13 protein-coding genes and 1 tRNA gene are annotated in these 15,614 nt (G+C 67.4%); 5 read left to right on the top strand and 9 right to left on the bottom strand.

Annotated features, from left to right (window positions below; all coding sequences use genetic code 11):
- Positions 1-307 precede the first annotated feature (307 nt).
- On the top strand, positions 308-2,149 hold the full coding sequence (locus AC1RM6_RS07775; protein ID WP_493099821.1) for a methyl-accepting chemotaxis protein: 1,842 nt from the start codon (positions 308-310) through the stop codon (positions 2,147-2,149).
- Positions 2,150-2,323: 174 nt separating this feature from the next.
- On the opposite strand, the gene AC1RM6_RS07770 is transcribed toward AC1RM6_RS07775, so the two are convergent.
- The 6 genes from AC1RM6_RS07770 to AC1RM6_RS07745 form a co-directional block, all read right to left on the bottom strand.
- Positions 2,324-4,354: a S9 family peptidase gene (locus AC1RM6_RS07770; protein WP_493099819.1), complete on the bottom strand. Its 2,031-nt coding sequence runs from the start codon at positions 4,352-4,354 to the stop codon at positions 2,324-2,326.
- Positions 4,355-4,561: 207 nt separating this feature from the next.
- Complete coding sequence (locus AC1RM6_RS07765; RefSeq protein WP_493099817.1) at positions 4,562-5,197, bottom strand: DUF2497 domain-containing protein; 636 nt, start codon at positions 5,195-5,197, stop codon at positions 4,562-4,564.
- Between the two features lie 14 nt (positions 5,198-5,211).
- A complete protein-coding gene (locus AC1RM6_RS07760; protein WP_493099815.1) occupies positions 5,212-6,666 on the bottom strand; it encodes a TolC family outer membrane protein in 1,455 nt (484 codons plus the stop codon).
- Between the two features lie 28 nt (positions 6,667-6,694).
- Positions 6,695-7,342, bottom strand: coding sequence for a protein-L-isoaspartate O-methyltransferase family protein (locus tag AC1RM6_RS07755; RefSeq protein WP_493099813.1), 648 nt, complete (start codon positions 7,340-7,342; stop codon positions 6,695-6,697).
- Between the two features lie 144 nt (positions 7,343-7,486).
- A tRNA-Cys gene (locus AC1RM6_RS07750) sits at positions 7,487-7,560 on the bottom strand.
- 200 nt (positions 7,561-7,760) lie between these two features.
- The gene (locus AC1RM6_RS07745) at positions 7,761-8,456 is read right to left on the bottom strand and encodes an OmpA family protein (protein ID WP_493099811.1); all 696 of its coding nucleotides are present in this window, start codon (positions 8,454-8,456) and stop codon (positions 7,761-7,763) included.
- A gap of 421 nt (positions 8,457-8,877) precedes the next feature.
- On the opposite strand from AC1RM6_RS07745, the gene tagH reads away from it, so the two are divergent.
- The gene (gene tagH, locus AC1RM6_RS07740; RefSeq protein ID WP_493099809.1) at positions 8,878-10,140 is read left to right on the top strand and encodes a type VI secretion system-associated FHA domain protein TagH; all 1,263 of its coding nucleotides are present in this window, start codon (positions 8,878-8,880) and stop codon (positions 10,138-10,140) included.
- A gap of 302 nt (positions 10,141-10,442) precedes the next feature.
- Here tagH and AC1RM6_RS07735 read toward each other — a convergent pair whose 3' ends face one another.
- Together AC1RM6_RS07735 and AC1RM6_RS07730 are read right to left on the bottom strand one after the other, a co-directional pair.
- Complete coding sequence (locus AC1RM6_RS07735) at positions 10,443-11,081, bottom strand: sigma-70 family RNA polymerase sigma factor (RefSeq protein WP_493099807.1); 639 nt, start codon at positions 11,079-11,081, stop codon at positions 10,443-10,445.
- A gap of 171 nt (positions 11,082-11,252) precedes the next feature.
- The gene (locus AC1RM6_RS07730) at positions 11,253-12,050 is read right to left on the bottom strand and encodes a response regulator (protein ID WP_493099805.1); all 798 of its coding nucleotides are present in this window, start codon (positions 12,048-12,050) and stop codon (positions 11,253-11,255) included.
- Positions 12,051-12,325: 275 nt separating this feature from the next.
- Here AC1RM6_RS07730 and AC1RM6_RS07725 point away from each other — a divergent pair, with 275 nt between their 5' ends.
- From AC1RM6_RS07725 to AC1RM6_RS07715, 3 genes are all read left to right on the top strand, one after another.
- Positions 12,326-12,529 (top strand): NepR family anti-sigma factor, encoded by a 204-nt coding sequence (locus AC1RM6_RS07725; protein WP_493099803.1) that lies wholly within the window; start codon positions 12,326-12,328, stop codon positions 12,527-12,529.
- A gap of 74 nt (positions 12,530-12,603) precedes the next feature.
- Positions 12,604-14,157: a sensor histidine kinase gene (locus AC1RM6_RS07720; RefSeq protein ID WP_493099801.1), complete on the top strand. Its 1,554-nt coding sequence runs from the start codon at positions 12,604-12,606 to the stop codon at positions 14,155-14,157.
- A gap of 333 nt (positions 14,158-14,490) precedes the next feature.
- Positions 14,491-14,628 (top strand): entericidin A/B family lipoprotein, encoded by a 138-nt coding sequence (locus AC1RM6_RS07715; protein WP_493099800.1) that lies wholly within the window; start codon positions 14,491-14,493, stop codon positions 14,626-14,628.
- A 208-nt stretch (positions 14,629-14,836) separates the two neighbouring features.
- Here the strand turns inward: AC1RM6_RS07715 and tatC are convergent, their stop codons facing one another.
- Positions 14,837-15,610, bottom strand: a complete 774-nt coding sequence (tatC, locus tag AC1RM6_RS07710; protein WP_493099798.1) for a twin-arginine translocase subunit TatC — start codon at positions 15,608-15,610, stop codon at positions 14,837-14,839.
- Positions 15,611-15,614 lie beyond the last annotated feature (4 nt).

Below are 15,614 nucleotides of genomic sequence, written 5' to 3'. Positions count from 1 at the left end.
TTCTTTCGATGCGACAAGCGCTGAGATAGAAGGATTTCGTTTCCTTTGCGTCGCCCCGGACTTGTGCCGGGGTCCATGGCTATCACCCCATGGGCCATCGCCGATGTTCGCGCGGGAGCTTTGCGGACGGCGCCATTTTCCGAAGACTTCCCGCGTGACGCACCAGCCATGGCCCCCGGCACAAGGCAGGGGCGACGATTGGGATGTAGCGCCCCCTTCGACTCGCACATTCGCCATTTTCGGCCGGCGTTCACCGTTTCTCCACCGTCTTTGGTCTAATGCCCGATTCATACCGAACGGGAATCCCATGCCACATCTTACCCGCGCCCTCGCGGCGACCAAATTGTCGACCAAGGTCACGCTGCTGATCGTGTTAGCGCTCACGCTGCTGTCGGCGGTCACGGTGCTCGTCACCGAATCGATCCTCTACGCCAATGCCGAGCGCAGGGCGGTCGAGCGACAGGAGGCCAATATGCGGGTCGCCTGGCACGTCCTCCATCTCGACGGCCGCGACTTCGCCGCCGCCGACGGCAGGATGACGGTCGGTAACCGGACGCTCAACGATTATTCGGAACCGGTCGACCAGGTGAAGACGCTGGTCGGCGGGACCGCGACGATCTTCCTCGGCGACACCCGCATCGCCACCAACGTCAAGAATGACGATGGCAGCCGCGCCACCGGCACCAAGCTGACCAGCGACGCGGTGCGCGAGACGGTGCTGCGCGAGGGCAAATCCTATCGTGGGCGCGCCGACATCCTCGGCCGGTCCTTCTTCACCGCTTATGATCCGATCCGCGATCGCGCCGGCCAGGTGATCGGCATCCTCTATGTCGGCATCCCCGCCGACGATTTCCTGGCCGACGTGCGCGCGGTGGCTTTACGGATAATCCTGATCGCGCTGCTCGGCACCGCGCTCGCCGCCGGCGCCTGCCTCGCGTTCACCCGCCGGATGTTCAAGCCGCTGGCGAGCATGTGCAGCGTGATGGACGAGCTGGCGCAAGGCCGCCACGATGTGCTCGTGCCGGGAACCGAGCGTCGCGACGAGATCGGGACGATGGCCAAGGCGGTGCTGGTGTTCCGCGACGCCGCGGTCGAGAAGGCGATGTCCGACGCCGAACAGCAGAAGGTGGTCGACCAGGTCGCGGGCGGGCTGATGCGGCTCGCCGGCGGCGATCTCACCGCCGAGGTGACCGGATTCCCACCCTCCTATGCGCGGCTCGAACAGGATTTCAACGCGACCGCGACCGAGCTGCGGTCGGTGCTCGGGGCGATCGCCGAGGGGGCCGAGAGCATCAACACCGGCGCGATGTCGATTCGTCAGGCGTCGGACGACCTGTCGCTGCGCACCGAGCAACAGGCGGCGAGCCTCGAGGAGACCGCGGCGGCGATGGACGAGCTGACCGCGGCGGTGCGCCAGACCGCCGAGGGCGCCGAGAAGGCCAACGGCCTGGCCGGCGAGGCCCGCGCCGATGCCGAGCGCGGCGGCGAGGTCGTGCGCCGCGCGGTCGAGGCGATGGGCGGGATCGAGCGCGGATCGGCCGAGATTTCGGAGATCATCGCGGTAATCGACGCGATCGCCTTCCAGACCAACCTGCTTGCGCTCAACGCCGGGGTCGAGGCGGCGCGCGCCGGCGACGCCGGCAAAGGCTTCGCGGTGGTCGCCGCCGAGGTGCGCGCGCTCGCCCAGCGATCGGCCGATGCCGCCAAGGACGTCCGCGCGCGGGTGATCGCCAGCTCGCAGCAGGTCGGCGCCGGGGTCGAACTGGTCGACGAGACCGGCAAGTCGCTCGAGCGGATCATCGCCCGGGTCGGCGAGGTCAGCCGGCTGGTGTCCGACATCGCCGATGCCGCGCGCCAGCAGGCCGCCGGACAGCAGCAGGTCAATACCGCGGTCGCCGAGATGGACGGGGTGACCCAGCAGAATGCGGCGATGGTCGAGGAAGCGACCGCCGCCGCGCGCACCCTCGCCAGCGAAGCCGACGGGCTGTCGCGCCAGGTCGGGCGGTTCAATATCGGGGTCCAGGCGAAGGCGCCGCCGGCGGTGCATCAGTTGCAGCGGCGGGTGGCGAAGGCCGCGCCGCGGATCGCGCGGTCGGCGGGGAATGCCGCGCTGGCGGTCCGGGGCGAGGACGACTGGTCGGCGTTTTAGGGTCGGTCGCCTTCCCTCGCCCGTCACACCAGCCCCCGGATCGGGGCTACGCCCCGTCCGAGGACAGGCTCCGGCTGGTGCCCATGTCTATCTCGTCAGACGGTGCCGTTTGAGGAGAGAGACATGGGCCCCAGCCTTCGCTGGGGCGACGGGGTTTGTGGGGGTGAGGGCCGCCTATTTCTTGGTATATTTGTCCATCCACCCCAGCACCTCATGATACCATTGGACGCTGTTCTTGGGCTTCAGGATCCAGTGATTCTCGTCGGGGAAGACCACCAGCCGCGAGTCGATGCCCTGGCGCTGGAGCGCGGTGAAGACGCCCAGACTCTGGGTGTAAGGGATGCGGAAATCCTTTTCGCCGTGGATCACCAGGGTCGGGGTCTTCCAGGCGGCGACATGGTTGACCGGGTTCCAGCGTTCGAACGCGGCGGGGTCCTCATAATAAGGGTGGCCGCCATGTTCCCACTCGTCGAACCATAGCTCCTCGGTCTCATAGGCCATGGCGCGCGCGTCGAAGACCCCCGAATGGGTGACGATGCACTTGAACCCGTCGGGCCAGTTGCCCTCGATCCAGTTCATCATATAGCCGCCATAGGAGCCGCCGGCGGCGCAGGCGCGCGATCCGTCGAGCCAGTCGAACTTCGCGGTCGCGGCGGCGAAGCCGGCCTTGAGGTCGGCGAGCGGCTTGCCGCCCCAATCCTGGTTGATCGCGTCGGTGAAGGCCTGGCCGTAGCCGGTGCTGCCATGGAAATCGACCATCACCGCGCCATAGCCGGCGCCGGTCCACAGCGCCGGATTCCAGCGATAGGACCAGCCATTGCCAAAGCTGCCCTGCGGCCCGCCATGGACGAGGAACGCCATCGGCACCTTCGCGCCCGACGCGATGCCGGCCGGCTTGACCGCATAGGCCCAGACGGTGTCGCCATTGGCGCCCTTGAAGCTGAAATGCTCCCATGTCGGCATGTCGATGCCGGCGAGCCTGTCGGCGTTGACGTTGGTCAAGCGCACGGCCTTGCCCTTGCCCGACAGGCGATAGAAATCATTGGGTGCGGTCAGGCTGTTGAGGGTGAACACCACCCCGGTCCTGGTCGGGATCACCGTGCCCGCGGTGCCGTCGCCGGTCAGCCGGGTCGGCTTGCCGGTCGCGACGTCGACCGCGAACAGCGGATCGTCGCCGGTGTCGCCCGCGGTGACATAGAGGGTCTTGCCGTCGGGGCTCCAGGCAAGGCTGGCGACCGAGCGGTCCCAGGCCTCGGTCAATGCCCGGGTCTCGCCGGTGGCGAGGTTGCGCAGCTGGATCACCAGCCGGTCGGCCTCGTAGCGCGGACGCTTCATCGCGGTGTAGGCGAGCCATTTGCCGTCGGGCGACACCGCCGGGCTCGTGTCGGTGCCCTCATGGCCCTTGGTCAGGTTGACCGGCGCCGCCGATCCGTCGGCAGGGGCGGCGAAGATGTCGAGATTGGTCGACAGCGATTCCATCCGTCCGGCCTCGCGCAGGGTGAAATAGACGGTCTTGCCGTCCTTGCTCCAGGCGAGCTCGCTGCCGTCGCCATAGGGTTTGGACGGCGAATCGCCGACCAGCCCGCCCTCGATCGCGACGCCGTTGCCGACCGCCTTGCCTGCTTCGAGCGGCAGCACGAACAGCTGCGAGCGCTGGCCGTCGCTCCATGTGTCCCAATGGCGGACGAACAGCTGGTCATAGGTGCGCGCGCTGCCGGCGGTGGCCGGGGCGGCCGGCTTGGTGTCGGCGAGCGATTTCGCGCCGACCGGGCGATCGGCCCAGACCAGCAGCCTGTCGCCGGTCGGGGCGATCTCGAACCCGCTGACGTCCTGCGCGAGGACCTGCTCGGGGGTGCCGCCGGCTATGGCGACCCGCCAGATGCCATCCTTGCCGCTATAATAGATCCATGCGCCGTCGGGCGAGAAAGCCGGCGACGATTCGTTGACCGCCGGATCGGCGACCAGCTTCTCGGGGACCGCGCCCTTCTTCGACAGGTCGAGCCGCCAGATGTCGGTGCGCCCCTTGTTGGCGTCCATGTCGGTCTCGCGCTGGTCCCAGACCAGCCAGCGCCCGTCGGGCGAGACATCGGCCGACCCGGTGCGCGAGAGTTTGACGACGTCTTCGATGGTGAGCGGACGGGCCTGGGCGGCATGGGCGCCGAGACCCGCGAGCAGCAGCGACGCTGCGATCGGAAGCTTGTTCATGGACGGCGACGCTAAAGGAAAGCGTAGCGGCCGCCAAGCTGGGGGCATGCAGATCCTCCCTAAAGCGCAGCTTTGGGGAGGGGGACCGCCCGTAGGGCGGTGGAGGGGTAGCGCAGAACCTAAAGAATGTCGTTGGCCCAACGGTTGGAGACCCCTCCACCGCTTTGCGGTCCCCCTCCCCATCTGCGATGGGGAGGATTGCGAGGATCAGCGCTTCTCGTCGCTCATGCGCTCGATTTCCTTCTGAACGAGCCGCTCGACCATCGCCGGAAGATGGGCGTCGATCCACTGGGCCAGCATCGGTTGCAGCATCTCGCGGACCAGCCCCTCGACGGTGGTGCCGCCGGAAATGTTCGGCGCGGGTCGCGGAGCCGGCGGCTCGTCGCGCGCATAGCTACGCGCCGGCTGGGGGGCCGGTTCGGGCGGCGGCGCCATCTGCGGCGGAGGCGGCGGCGTCCGGAGCGGCTGGCGCGGGGCGAGATCGGTCAGTTCGAGGATCGAATCCTCGTCGAGCGGCCGGGCGAAGACCGGCGGGGTCGCCGCGCGCGCCAGCGGCGGCGCGAAGGGTTGCGGCTGGGCCGGCGCCTGAAGCGGCGGATGGATCGGGGTCTGGGGCTGCAGCGAGGGCTGGGCGGCGGCCAGCGGCGGCAGCGGTGCCATCGCCGGGGCGGGCGCCGGCCGCGGCGGCAGGGCCGGGGCATGCTGCGACAGCGAAGAAGCCTGGCCGAGCTGCGGCGCCGGCGCACGCAAAGGCTGCCGCGGAGCGGGATTGTCGTCGGCTATGATTCGCTTGATGGAAGCGAGGATATCTTCCATCGACGGTTCGGGACGGGCATCGGCCATCCGCCCCTAATGCCTCATTTTTGCGGGGCTGTCACCGGGGGGAGCGGCACCACCGCCGAAACGCTCGGCTGGTTGCGCGTCGAGGTCGCGACCGGCTTCGGGCGGGGGTCGCTGTCCCAATCCCACAGGATGTTGCGGACGCGTTTATAGTTGGCGACCGGGTCGTACAGGGTGCCGCCGTCGAGCCCGAGATCCTTCGCCTGGGCGCGGCCCATCGCCGCGATCAGCGCGAAGCCGGCGACATAGGCGTCGCGCTTCGCCGAGATCAGGGTGACCCGCGAGTTGAGCAGTTCCTGTTCGGCGTTGAGCACGTCGAGCACGTTGCGGGTGCCGACGCTCTGTTCGGCCTTGGTGCCCTCGAGCGCGAGTTCGTTCGCGGCCACCCCGGTCTCGGACGACTGGATCACCCCGAGCGAGGCCTGGTAGCGCGAGAAAGCGACCCGCGCGTCGGCGATCACGCTGCGTTCGGTGAAGGTCACCTGTTCGAGGGTCTGGCTCTTGCGCGCCTGCGCCTGGCGGACGCGCGCGCTCGGCTCGCCGCCCTGATAGAGCGGGATGCTCGCCTGGAGGCCGATCGTCGCGGTCTTGTCGATCTGCTTGACCCCGGCGGCGCCGCCGGCGAGCGTGCCGCGATAATCGGTATAATCGCCGGTGCCGAACGCCGACAATTTCGGCATGCGCTGCGCCTCGGCGGCGCCGATGTCGTAATCGGCGGCGCGGCTCGCCTCGCGCGCGGCGATCAGCGACGGGTTGTTGGCGACCGCGATCTCGACCGCGTCCTCGGTCCCCGCCGGCAAGGGCGGCAGCGGCGGCGGCGGTTCGAGATTGTCGGGGAATTTGCCGACGATGCTCAGATAATTCTGCCGGCTCGCGTCGAGCTGCGCCTCGGCGGCCTGCAGCTGGCTCTTGGCCAGCGCGAGCCGCGCGTCGGACTGGGCGACGTCGGTGCGGGTGAGATCGCCGACCTGAAAGCGGTCCTTGCTCGCCTGGAGGTTGGTTTCGAGCACCTTGACCTGGCCGCCGTTGAGATCGACGATCGCGGTGTCGCGGATCACGTCCATATAAGCGGCGACGGTCGCGGTGAACACGTCCGACTCGGTCGACAGCAGGTCGGCGCGGCCGGCGAGGACGCGGGCGTCGGCGGCCTTGATGCTGTTGCGGACCAGCCCGCCCTGGTAGATCGGCACGCTCAGCGTCACGCTGCCGCCGAGCGCCTCCTTGGGCGAGGTGAAGCTGTTCGCCGAGCGCTTGACGAACTTGTTGTAGGACGCGGTCGCGCTGAGATCGGGCAGGCCCGGCGCGCGGGCGATCGGCACATTCTCGTCGATCGCGCGCAGATTGGCGCGGGCGCCGGTCAGGGTGGGATTGTCGGCATAGGCCTGGACGAAGGCATCGCGCAGCGTGTCGGCATGGCCGGGCACCGCCGTCATCATCAATGCGATCGCCGCAAGCGAAACCTTCGCTCCCACCCCTGTCTGCTTCACAATCCCACCTTTGTCAGAAACGAAATGCCGCCGGCGTGGCGAAGCCGGGCAGCGGCGCCGCATCGGCATCGGCGAACGACCGGGTGCCGAAGCCCTGGCCGACGCGGACGCCGGTCACCAGCCGGATGACGCCGTTTTCGATCAGCGCCCCGACCAGGCGGCCACCATCGGCGAGCTGGTCGACGAGTGCCGCCGGAATATGGTCGACCGCGCCGTCGATGACGATCAGCGCATAAGGCGCGCCGGCGGCATGACCCGCGGCGAGATCGCCCAGGACGCTCTCGACGCCCGTCGGCACCGTGGCGGCGCCGATGGCCTGCAGTGCAGCATCGGATTCGAGCGCGACGACGCGGGCGCCGAGCGCCGCGAGCACCGCGGCGGTGTAGCCGCCGGCGGCACCGACGAGCAGCACCTTGTCGCCCGACTGGACCTGCGCCTCGGTCAGCAGGCGGCCGGTCACCATCGGCGGGTTGAGCGCGCGTCCGGGCGCGATCGGCAAAGCGATGTCGAGATAGGCGAGCGCGGCCTTGTCGGCGGGCACGAACGCCTCGCGCGCGACCGCGCCCATCGCGTGGACGACGCGCGCATCGCTGACGCCGGTGGTGCGGAGCTGGCTCGCCACCATAGCCTTGCGCATCTGATCGAAATTCTGGTCGGTCACAGGCCACCCATAGAGCTAGTGTCTTAGCCATACAATACAGCAATGCAGGCTTCAAGGGCTTATCGCGTCGCCGCAATAACGCCAAGCGCGATATGCTCGGATGTGGGGGGATCGGCGCCGCCAAACGGCAATGAAAGGGAAATATGGAGGCCCGAGCCGGAATCGAACCGGCGTGCACGGATTTGCAGTCCGCTGCGTCACCACTCCGCCATCGGGCCATCCGGTGCCGAAAGGCAGCCTTCAAGTGGTCGGGCGGCTCTAGGGTCTGGTCCTTTCGCCGTCAAGCCGGCGACCGGCGATCCCGATCAACAAACCCCGCAGCTCAAAATCAGGGCGGCCAAAATCAGGGCACCCGAAAATCAAAGCGCCGACGACCTTGTCGGTCGCCGGCGCCTCTCCCCTGTTAACTCTTGCCCGCTCAGCTGGCGGGGGCGGGAATGATCTCGACCCGACGGTTCATGCCGTTGGTGGGCGCGAGGCCGCTGAGCGGCTTGTCGAAGCCATAGCCATGGGTGAGGATGCGATCGGGCGCGACGCCCAGGCTCTGCATATATTCGGCGACCGCCTGCGCCCGCGATTCGGACAGCGCGACATTATAGTCGCGGCTGCCGACGGCGTCGGTGTGGCCCTCGACCATGAACTTGCGCTCGGCGAGCTTGGGGTTGTGGACCAGCCGGTCGGCCACCGCCTCGACATTGGCGCGGCCCGCCGGCGTCAGCACCGCCGAACCATTGTTGAAGGTGACCCGCATGTTGAGCCCCGCGGGCTTGGGCGCCGCGGCGGCGCGCGCGGATACCGGCATCGGCGTGGGCGCGATCGACGCGGTCTTCACGCCGGCGGCGGGCTTGGCGGGCACATTCTGCAGCTTGCCGACGAAGGTCGCCGGGCGGATGCTGAACGCGGCTTCCTTGCCGCCCTGCTGCCCGTCGGTGGCCTCGACGCCGTAGCTGCCGCACACCCCGGTGAGCTGGCAGTCGATCTCGTCGGCCGACAGCGCAGCATCGGGGGCCTTGGCGGGCGCCTTGGGCGGCGGGGTGGGCGCGGTCTGCGCGACCGCGACGCCCGACAGCATGAGGGCCAGAACGGAAGCCGTGACGGCGACCCGATTACGCATCGTAACACTCCCCAAGTTTGCCGAGTCGGCACCCTATCCCAATGCCGTCCACCCTAATGGAAACTCGGGGTTTCCACAAGTTGACGGCGGCGACGAAACCCTTTTGCGCTGGGGGTTTTCCAGCCTGTCGAAAGTCTGTGACGAGCACGCGACGCTACCCGTTTCCGGCCCGCCGTCCTCTCCCAAATAGGGGAGAAAAGCGGGACTGCGGCGACGGTGCCGCGTCGCTCGTCTGCGACCTTAATGCCGATTGTCGCGGCGCGGCGATGTGATGCGGGTCACTGATGCAACAATTTTTTACCATCATCGATGGCGCGGCGCATCTCCGCCAAATAACCGCCGTATCTGTGGCCGAGGCGTGTTAAGCAACGCGCAAGGACCGGCCCGAAAGGCCGGTTTCAAGAGTGAAAGTCGAACGAAGATGTCCCTGTCCCGTCTGACCCTGTCGATTCGCAACTATGGTTCGCTCGCCAACGGGGTCGCTTCGCGGATCGACCTCGACCAGCGCGGCGCGGTGCTCGGCCGGTCGCCGACGGTCGACTGGAGCCTGCCCGACCCGCGGCTCTATGTCTCGTCGCGGCATTGCGAGATCCGCTATGTCGACGGCGACTATCATCTCTACGACGTCAGCACCAACGGCACCTTCCTCAACGGTTCGGACGACCGGATGGAGTCGCCGCACATCCTGCAGGAAGGCGATGTGGTGAAGGTCGGCCATTATGAGCTGGTCGCGACACTGAGCGTCGCGCAGGCGCTCGAGGTCGAGGTGGCGCCATGGGGGACATCGGCGCCTTTATGGGATCCGGCCCCGGGCGAGGAGCCCGCGCCGCTGCCCGAACCGCCGGCCGCCGAGGCGCAGGCCCCCGAATCATCGGCCCCCGCGGCCGAATCGGGCGGCTGGGCCGACCCTGCGCCGATCGCCGACGCACCGACTCCGGCGGTCGAGGACTGGCCCGAAATCGCCCCCGAACCGGTGGTTCCCGCCGAGCAGGTGTGGGGCAGTATCGAGGACACCAACCAGATCGAATGGTCGAAGGGCGGCTATGCCGACAGCCCCGACGACCGCCAGGCCGAGCCGGCGCCCGCGGTCGCCGCCGAGGCGCCGAGCGATCCGTTCGAGCGGTTCGTCCATGAGCTGGGGGTCGATCGCGCGGCGCTGAGCGGGACACCCGAAGAGGTGCTGGGCCGCGGCGGGCTGCTGATCCGCCGGCTGGTCGCCGGGCTGGTGGTGATGATCGCGGCGCGGGCACGCGCCAAGTCGCAGATGGGCGCGCAGTCGACGATGTTCAATCGCGACGGCAACAACCCGATCAAGTTCGCGGCGACCGCCAACGAGGCGATCGCGCAGCTCCTCAATCCGCCGGTCCGCGGCTTCATGAACGCCGAGCTGGCGATCGAGGACAGTTTCCGCGACCTGCAGGCACACCAGATGGCGACGCTCAAGGCAATGCAGGGGGCGCTGCGCGCGACCCTCGACCGCTTCTCGCCGGCGTCGATCGCGCAACGCGCCGAGAAGCGCGGCATCTTCTCGCGCATCCTCCCCGGATCGCGCGACGCGGCGATGTGGCAGGCTTACCAGCGCGAGTTCAGCGGAGTCGCCGAGGGATCGGACGAGGCGTTCATGGACGTGTTCGCCCAGGAATTCCGCCGCGCCTATGAGGACCAGGCCAACCAGTGGCAATAGTTTGATAAGCCCGAGCAAGCTCGGGCGGCCTCAAACGCCGGGCGGAACGCATCCGCGTTCCTTGGCTTCGCGCCAATAAGGCGCGGCGGCCGTTCGGCCTTGCGGACCGCTACGCGCCCCGTTCCACCTTTCCTTCTCACTGTCCAAACAAGGCGGAGAGAAGAATCAACGGAGGCGCAGCCTCCGCAAGGCCGAACGGCCGCTCGAGCTTATTGCGAGGAAGCCAAGGGAGGCGGATGCCGACCGCCCGGCGTCTGAGGGCGCCCGGCAAAGCCGGGCACACAAAAACAGCTCAGCCGTTCCTACTTTTCACGGCTGAGCGTATCGACGTCGGCCATGATCTGCTGGAGCGTGGTCGTCGACGGATCGGTCTTGTGATCGCGGCGCGATGGCAGCTGGCCCTGTTCGAGCAGCTGTTCGAGCGCGGCGCGGCCACGGGCGACGCGGCTCTTGATCGTGCCGACGGCGCAGCCGCAGATCTCAGCGGCTTCCTCATAGGCGAAGCCGCCGGCACCGACCAGGATCAGCGCCTCGCGCTGCGGCTGAGGCAGATGGAGCAGCGCGCGCTGCATGTCGGCCAGTTCGATATGCCGGTCCTGCGAGGCGGGCGCCGCGAGCAGCTTGCTGGCGGTCAGCTCGTCCCATTCGCCGCGGAAGCGGGCGCGCCGCATCTGCGACAGGAACAGGTTGCGCAGGATGATGAAGGTCCAGGCGCGCATATTGGTGCCGGCCTGGAAGCGCTTGCGCGCCGCCCAGGCCTTCATCAGCGTTTCCTGGACCAGATCGTCGGCCAGATCGCGGTTGCCCGACAGCGATCGCCCGAAAGCGCGCAGATGCGGGATCACCCGGGCCAGCTCATCCTTGAACTCGTCGTCGGACAGCGCGACCGGTTCGACCGCGGGCGATTCGATTTCGCCCTCGTCGCGTTCTTCATCGTCCATGTCGTAAGCTACCCCGCTGGCGTCGCCGGCCATAGATTCAGTGGCTAGGTGCACCTGTCGAAAACCCCTCTTCGTCCCTTGCCCGGCACATCGGCGCCGGGCTTCGGTTCAGACGGGTAACGACAGGCCAGACTCCGGGTTCCAACAAAAACGCATCCGTAACGATATCGATCAGGCGTCGACGGTCGCCGCGTCGAAGAACAGCGCTTGGCTGATCGCCGCCTTCACCGTCGAACGCTGGAACGGCTTGGTGATCAGGAAGGTCGGCTCGGGCCGTTCGCCGGTCAGCAGCCTTTCGGGGAAGGCGGTGATGAAGATCACCGGCACGCTGAATTCGGCGAGGATGTCCTTGACCGCATCGATCCCCGAACTGTCGTCAGCGAGCTGAATATCGGCGAGGACGAGGCCCGGCCGCTGGGCGTGCGCCTGGGCGACCGCCTCGTCGCGGGTGACGGCGACGCCGGTGACGCTGTGGCCGAGATCGCGCACGATCGTCTCGAGATCCATCGCGATGATCGGCTCGTCCTCGATGATCAGCACTTCGGTGCGGGTCTGGCGATCGATCTCGGCGATCGCGTCGGCGACCAGCGCCTCGACCTCTTCGGAGCTGCTGTCGATCAGATAGGCGGTGTCGGCGACGGTGAAGCCCTCCATCGCGGTCAGCAGCAGCGCCTGGCGCGACAGCGGGGTGATCGACGCGAGCCGCGCCTGGGCGATCGCCTCGCGTTCGGCGCCGAGCGGCGGAGCGGCGGCGTCCTCGTCGAAATTGGTCGAGGTCCAGATCGCCTGGAAGATCTTGTAGAGCCCGACCCGCGCATCGACGTCGCCGGGAAAATCGCCGGGCGAGGCGACGATCGCCTCGAGCGTGGCGCGCACATAATTGTCGCCATGGCTCTGGCTTCCGGTCAGCGCGCGCGCATAGCGGCGCAGGAAGGGCAGATGCGGAGCAAGTTTCTGGCCGAGCGACATGGTGATTCAAAACTCCCTATGGCTGCGCGGGACCCACCTGCACGGCAAGGAAGCCGAATAGCAACCCCGCCCGCCGCAAGGAAGCCGCCCGCAGCTTCCATTTTCGAATGTGCAAAAAGGTACATTCGGGGGTGGAACCATCATATGAGTTTTTTGTTTCATGCTCGACGGGCGCATTTTAAGGGAAGCCGAAAAAATTGTCCGCGGTTGGAACATGTGCATGTCAGGGAACGCCGGACGCGGTTGTTCCGTTGAGTAGCTTAGGCAGATAGAACATGATCAGGGGTGCGGGCAGCTTGGCTATCGACGACGAACCTAAGGGCGAGACCAACAAGGAAGCTGTGGCCAAGCCGACGAAGCGCAAGCGCGATTCGCAGCGCGACGCCAATGTCGGCAACGCATTGCGTTCGGTTTACACCCAGGCGGTGAACGAGGCCGTTCCCGACGAATTCATGGATCTCCTGAGAAAGCTCGATTGAGAATGAATGCGGGCGAAGCCTGGTTCGGGCAATCAGGCCCGACGGGCTGTCGCGCGCCGCAACAGGGCTGATTCATGACGTCGCGCTTTCCGGTGCTCGCACGGCTTTCGACCGGCACCAAGATGCTGCTGATCCTGTCGGCGGCGCTGCTGCCGCTGGGCTTCATCGCGCTGCTCACCTCGCTCGATACCGCGCATGTCGCCCAGGAGCAGCGCAGCAATGCCGCGCGGATGGCGACCGAAGCCTATGCCGCACAGGTCGGCAACGTCATCGACGCCCAGATCGAAGCGATGCGGGTGCCGCTGGCCGCCGACCGTGCCGACTATGTCTGCGCGGCGCTGTTCCGCGGCCCGCCCGAACTGGTCGCGGCGCGCCCGGCGATCGCGCTGTTCGACGGTGACGGCCAGCGCCGCTGCCAGACCCATGGCACCCCGATCGTCCGCGAACAGATCAGCGCCCCGCAGAATGAAGGAGTCTGGCTCGACCCCGCGCGGCGGCTGATCCGGATCGCCGCCGCCAAGGCCGACCGGTCGCTGACCGCCGAGACCGAGATCCCGCTCGACCGTATCCCCCTGCTCGTGCGTGACGAGAAGGGGCTCCCGCTGGTCTCGCTGACCCTGCGCACCGTGAGCGGCAGCAGGGCCGGCGCGGTGCTGGTGCGCCGCCCCGACACCCATCAGGGGCAGCTGGTCACGCTGTCGGCGCCGGTCAGCGGCGGCAAGCTGATGCTCGACGCGAGCTATCGCCCGCCGCAGGTCGGCGCGCGCAACGCGCTGCTCGTCGCATTGCCGCTGATGATGTGGCTGGCGGCGGCGGTGACCGGCTGGTTCATCGTCAGCCGGCTGATCCTGTTGCCGCTGACCCAACTGCAGCGCGCGATCGACCGGTTCAGCCTGGGCCAGGGGCCGCTCGAGATTCCGCGGCTGTCGACGCCGTCGCACGAGATCCGCGAGCTCGCCGAAAGCTTCGCGACCGCATCGGCGAAGATCCTGGCGCATGAGCGCGACCTCGAGGAAGGGCTGGTCCGCCAGACCAAGCTGACCCGCGAGGTCCACCATCGGGTGAAGAACAACCTCCAGGTCGTGTCGAGCCTGATCAACCTCCACGCGCGCGGCGCGACCGAGGCCGCCGCCACCGACGCCTATGCCGCGATCCAGCGCCGCGTCGACGCGCTCGCGGTCGTCCATCGCAACCATTATGCCGAGATGGAGGAGAATCGCGGGGTCGCGTTCCGCGCGCTGGCGGGCGAGCTGGCTTCCAACCTGCGCGCGTCGGCCCCGGCCGACGCCGCGGGGATGCCGATCGCGCTCAACATGATCAGCGCCAACGTCACCCAGGACGTCGCGGTGCCGGTCGCCTTCCTGATCACCGAGATCGTCGAGCTGATGATGCTCTCCAACCCGCACGGATCGATCCTGATCTCGCTCGAGGCGACCGCGGTGCCCGACCGGGCGCTGCTGCGGATCGAGACGCTCGGGCTCAGCCGCTCGCTCGACGATCATCCGTCGATCGGTCGTTTCGAGCGGGTCACCACCGGCCTCGCACGCCAGCTGCGTTCGCCGCTCGACCAGGACCGCGCGAGCGGACGCTTCCAGATCGAGATTTCGGTCCTCATCGACGCCGCCTGAAGGCGCTCGGTCACACCGCTTCCTACGCACCATCCCGGAGCGCGAAAAAGATTCGCGACGGACGGAACCTAATCCACGGCAGCCCGTTCTGGTCTTCGGATAGCGATGCTTTGCCCCCCCGCTCCCGCTATCCACCCAACAAGGGCCCGGCTGCGACTCCCCCCCCCCGCACCGGGCCCACATTGTTTTTGGGCCTTTTTTTCAAAATCTTGAGAGCATGACGCCGAACAACATTCGACGTTCATCCATTACGTGCGGGGAACAACGGGAACTCTCGAACATTGTGACACCGACCCTTCGCACAGGAGGGGATGCCATTCGAAAGGGACTTTCATGACCAAGCGCATTTTCGCCATCGCCCTCGTCGGCGCCAGCCTGCTCGCTGCAGCGTGCAACACCGTCGAAGGTGCCGGCAAGGACGTATCGTCGGCCGGCAAGGCCGTCGCCAACGCCGCCGACGGCGCGAAGTAACAGGAGAGGCACCGGGGCGGCTCGTACCGCCCCGGGCATCTTCACGACCCGACTATCTTAACGACGACACGGCCCGCCTCGCAGGCCATGAAACCGAACCGAAAGCTCCAGACCGATGCCGCTTCAAATTGAACCGCATCCGCTCTGAATATCTTTTGATTTCCGTGATTTCCGAGCCGGCAGATATTCTATCTGCCTCGAAATCACTTTAGCTTCTGACGATCTCGGTTCCGGCGGCTTCTTCCGCCTTGCGCTTCTTCTCGGTGAACCAGATCCCGATCAGCGCCAACTCATAGAGAATCACCAGCGGGATCGCGAGCAGCAGTTGCGATCCGATATCGGGCGGGGTCAGCACCGCCGCGATCGCGAAGGCGCCGACGATCGCGTAGCGTCGCGCCCCGATCAGCTGCTGGCGGGTGACGATACCGGCGCGTTCGAGCAGCATCAGCAGGATCGGCAGCAGGAACGACAGGCCGAAGCCGAACAGGAACTGCATGACGAACTTCAGATAGGAGTTCACATCGGGCAGCGCCTGCTGTTCGACACCCCCAAGGTCGCCCTGAAAGCCGAGCAGAAATTTGAGCGCGAGCGGGATCGCGATAAAATAGGCGAGCGAGGCGCCGGCGATGAACAGCGCCGGGGTCGCGGCCAGGAACGGCAGCAGCGCCTTCTTCTCGTTCTTGTAGAGCCCGGGCGCGACGAACTGCCAGAGCTGGTTGGCGATCACCGGGAAGGCGATCATCGTCGCGGCGAAGAAGGCGATCTTGATCTCGACGACGAAGCCGCCGAAGATTTCGGTGTTGATGATCTTGGTCTGCCCCGCCGCGAGCAGCGGGTGGACGAGGAAGGCGAAGATCGGCCGCGCGAAATAGAGGCAGCCGCCAAAGGCCACCGCCAGCGCCACCATCGACAGCAGCAGGCGGCGGCGCAGTTCGAGCAGATGGTCGAGCAGAGGCGCCCGGCTGTCGTCGATCTCGCTCATAGGG

The sequence above is a fragment of the Rhizorhabdus sp. GW822-FHT03C02 genome (assembly GCF_058801765.1).
This window is presented reverse-complemented; position numbering and strand designations above follow the sequence as displayed.

Bases quoted from the DNA above. Each gene is read 5' to 3' on its own strand.
- AC1RM6_RS07765 (WP_493099817.1), bottom strand. From the start codon at position 5,197: ATGGCCGATGCCCGTCCCGAACCGTCGATGGAAGATATCCTCGCTTCC.
- AC1RM6_RS07775 (WP_493099821.1), top strand. From the start codon at position 308: ATGCCACATCTTACCCGCGCCCTCGCGGCGACCAAATTGTCGACCAAG.
- AC1RM6_RS07770 (WP_493099819.1), bottom strand. From the start codon at position 4,354: ATGAACAAGCTTCCGATCGCAGCGTCGCTGCTGCTCGCGGGTCTCGGC.
- tatC (WP_493099798.1), bottom strand. From the start codon at position 15,610: ATGAGCGAGATCGACGACAGCCGGGCGCCTCTGCTCGACCATCTGCTC.
- AC1RM6_RS07745 (WP_493099811.1), bottom strand. From the start codon at position 8,456: ATGCGTAATCGGGTCGCCGTCACGGCTTCCGTTCTGGCCCTCATGCTG.
- AC1RM6_RS07715 (WP_493099800.1), top strand. From the start codon at position 14,491: ATGACCAAGCGCATTTTCGCCATCGCCCTCGTCGGCGCCAGCCTGCTC.
- tagH (WP_493099809.1), top strand. From the start codon at position 8,878: ATGTCCCTGTCCCGTCTGACCCTGTCGATTCGCAACTATGGTTCGCTC.
- AC1RM6_RS07720 (WP_493099801.1), top strand. From the start codon at position 12,604: ATGACGTCGCGCTTTCCGGTGCTCGCACGGCTTTCGACCGGCACCAAG.
- AC1RM6_RS07725 (WP_493099803.1), top strand. From the start codon at position 12,326: ATGATCAGGGGTGCGGGCAGCTTGGCTATCGACGACGAACCTAAGGGC.
- AC1RM6_RS07730 (WP_493099805.1), bottom strand. From the start codon at position 12,050: ATGTCGCTCGGCCAGAAACTTGCTCCGCATCTGCCCTTCCTGCGCCGC.
- AC1RM6_RS07735 (WP_493099807.1), bottom strand. From the start codon at position 11,081: ATGGACGATGAAGAACGCGACGAGGGCGAAATCGAATCGCCCGCGGTC.